The sequence below is a fragment of the Ruminococcus sp. genome, from assembly GCF_016283395.1.
This window is the reverse complement of sequence record NZ_JAEEMU010000026.1, coordinates 1-2,704: the sequence shown is the minus strand read 5'-3', so window position 1 is coordinate 2,704 and position 2,704 is coordinate 1. Positions and strand designations below refer to the sequence as shown.

The 2,704-nt window shown below is 45.1% G+C and carries 3 protein-coding genes; all 3 read right to left on the bottom strand.

The features are described 5' to 3' along the window. Positions 1-282: 282 nt before the first annotated feature. Positions 283-747 (bottom strand): NUDIX hydrolase, encoded by a 465-nt coding sequence (locus tag QZZ41_RS00515; protein WP_295066682.1) that lies wholly within the window; start codon positions 745-747, stop codon positions 283-285. Between the two features lie 129 nt (positions 748-876). Next, the gene (locus tag QZZ41_RS00510; protein ID WP_295066679.1) at positions 877-1,626 is read right to left on the bottom strand and encodes a hypothetical protein; all 750 of its coding nucleotides are present in this window, start codon (positions 1,624-1,626) and stop codon (positions 877-879) included. A gap of 245 nt (positions 1,627-1,871) precedes the next feature. Then, positions 1,872-2,704 (bottom strand): putative PEP-binding protein (locus QZZ41_RS00505; RefSeq protein ID WP_367267422.1); only part of this gene is annotated, 833 nt, incomplete at its 5' end.

Below are 2,704 nucleotides of genomic sequence, written 5' to 3'. Positions count from 1 at the left end.
ATATTGTTGTAGGGGACGGCGTCCTCGATGTCCCAAAGAGAGCGTATCAAATTGTTAAGGGACGCCCTCTCTTGCAGGGCGTCCCTCTTCCGAAAACAATTCACTGGATTGTTTTCGGAATTCACCCTTGCGGTGCGCCTGACGAATGCAGGGCTTCGCCCCACACCCCACAAGGGCTGTCAGCCCTTGACCTGACCAAAGGGTTGTAAACCCTTTGGAAACCCGTTCATATGCTCGGCAAGTTATTACGCTGCTAAATTATGATTTATACAAGTGTTACGGCTAATTGTGAGGGCTTTTCAGATATTCCCTAAGCTTGTCAAATATCCCGAGTCCGCGTGGATCGTTCTTCGCAGGAAGTTCATCGAGAGGGAAGAACCTCTGTGTGCTAACTTCGTCATCGTTTTCTTTCAGCTTTCCCGAAAAATCGCGGCAAATGTATATTATTACTGCGGCGTATGTCTGATCGCCGTTGGGGTACTCGTAGAAAGAGTCCTTGCCCGACAGGTCCATAAAGAATTCAAGCTTGCCGCAGGTCAGACCTGTTTCTTCCAGCACTTCTCTCCGTGCACACTCCTCAAAGCTCTCGCCAAGCTCCATTGAACCGGCAGGGTAGTCCCAATAGCCGTTGTCACTGCGCTTTTGAAGCAGTATCTCATTTTTATCGTTTACGAGTATGACTCCTGCGCCTGCCATGATAAGAGGTCGGCTGCCCAGTGTTTTGCGAAGTTCCAAGATATATCCCATAGTATTTGCCTCCGTCAGACGATTTTTACCAATTATACCACAGCTGAAAAAACAAGTCAATAATAAGCAAGTCCCCACAGCCTAAGCTATGAGGACTTACTTTATTTATTAAGGAGATTGTAACTGTCTTTAGTCAAGTGCTGAAAGGTCATCAAATGTATACTGATTACCTACAGCTGTCCAGTTCTTTGACAAGATTTCGTTGTATGCGCTGTTGTATTCATCTTCACCTACAGTATCATCATTAACTGTGTAAGTAGCATTCTCTTTACCGACTGCGCCTGAGTCCTCAAGAGTTCTCTGAACAAATGTGATCCTGTGGTTTTTGTATTTATGCATAACGGAATAATGCAGTCCCTGCTTTACATCTTCGATACCGATAAGACTTTCCTCGGGACAGATCAATACACCGCCGTAAGCACCATAGCGCAGAGGGTTTCTGTTATCATCAAGTACGGGGACAGCATTACCGTTCTCATAATAGTAGAACATAACGCCTGAAATATGCTGCTGAGCTTCAGATATAAGTAATTCGGGAGTTCCATCGTTATCAATGTCCTGTATATCCCATGTGGACATCTCACCGTAGTTATCCGAGTCCATAAATTCAGTAAGAGTTTTCTTGTATGCTGTTTTCCAGTCTGCGGTATTATCTGTGTCAGTACTGATAGAATTATTCATAGGCACGGCGGCTTCATCGGAAGCTTCTGAAACAGCCGCAGTTTCAGTTTTAACAGGAGCTGCATCAGATTCAGCAGAAGTTGTTACAGTTGTTGTGATACTGCTCATTGCGGAACGATTGGCAGTGTTTACGGCTTCACAGCCGATAAGTCCTAAAGATACGGTAGTTAATACTGTGATAAATAACGCCTTTTTCATTTTTGTTGTCTCCTTTTTATATTTTTTTCAAGAGTTTTTGAAGCTCCTGTATTTTTGCTTTCACTAATAATATTCGCATGAAGAGACCTAAGTGTAACAAAAATAATGATTTTTTTACAAAATTTTTTGCATAAAAATTTGGCGTGCTTTTTGTGCAGTTTTTCAGATGAGACAGGATAATAAAAAGTCCTCACAGACAAACTGTGAGGACTTTGTTATTGTATTGATCTATCTTTCCGAAAGAATTACTTCTTGTCAGCGATTGCAGCCTGAGCAGCAGCGAGACGAGCGATCGGAACACGGAAAGGTGAGCAAGATACATAGTCGAGGCCGATCTTGTGGCAGAACTCAACAGATGTAGGATCACCGCCGTGCTCACCGCAGATACCGCAGTGGAGCTTAGGATTTACAGGCTTACCGAGCTTGATAGCCATTTCCATGAGCTTACCAACACCAGTCTGATCGAGCTTAGCGAATGGATCGTTCTCGAAGATCTTCTTGTCGTAGTAAGCACCGAGGAACTTACCAGCATCGTCACGTGAGAAGCCGTATGTCATCTGTGTAAGGTCGTTAGTACCGAAGCAGAAGAAGTCAGCCTCCTTAGCAATCTCATCAGCTGTAAGAGCAGCTCTCGGGATCTCGATCATAGTACCTACCGAATACTCAAGGGCTACGCCTGAAGCTGCGATCTCGGCATCTGCTGTCTCGACAACAACCTTCTTAACGAATGCAAGCTCCTTGATCTCACATACGAGAGGGATCATGATCTCAGGCCTGATGTCCCAGTCGGGATGAGCAGCCTTAACCTCCAAAGCTGCACGGATGACAGCCTTTGTCTGCATCTTAGCGATCTCGGGATATGTAACTGCAAGACGGCATCCTCTGTGACCCATCATGGGGTTGAACTCATGAAGTGATGTGATGATAGCCTTGATCTCATCAACAGACTTACCCTGTGAAGCTGCAAGCTTCTTGATGTCCTCTTCCTCTGTAGGAACGAACTCGTGAAGCGGGGGATCTAAGAATCTGATAGTAACGGGGTATCCCTCGAGAGCCTCGTAGAGAGCCTTAAAGTCAC

Excerpts from the sequence above, each read along its gene's own strand:
- QZZ41_RS00515 (WP_295066682.1), bottom strand. The coding sequence starts at position 747 with ATGGGATATATCTTGGAACTTCGCAAAACACTGGGCAGCCGACCTCTT.
- QZZ41_RS00510 (WP_295066679.1), bottom strand. The coding sequence starts at position 1,626 with ATGAAAAAGGCGTTATTTATCACAGTATTAACTACCGTATCTTTAGGA.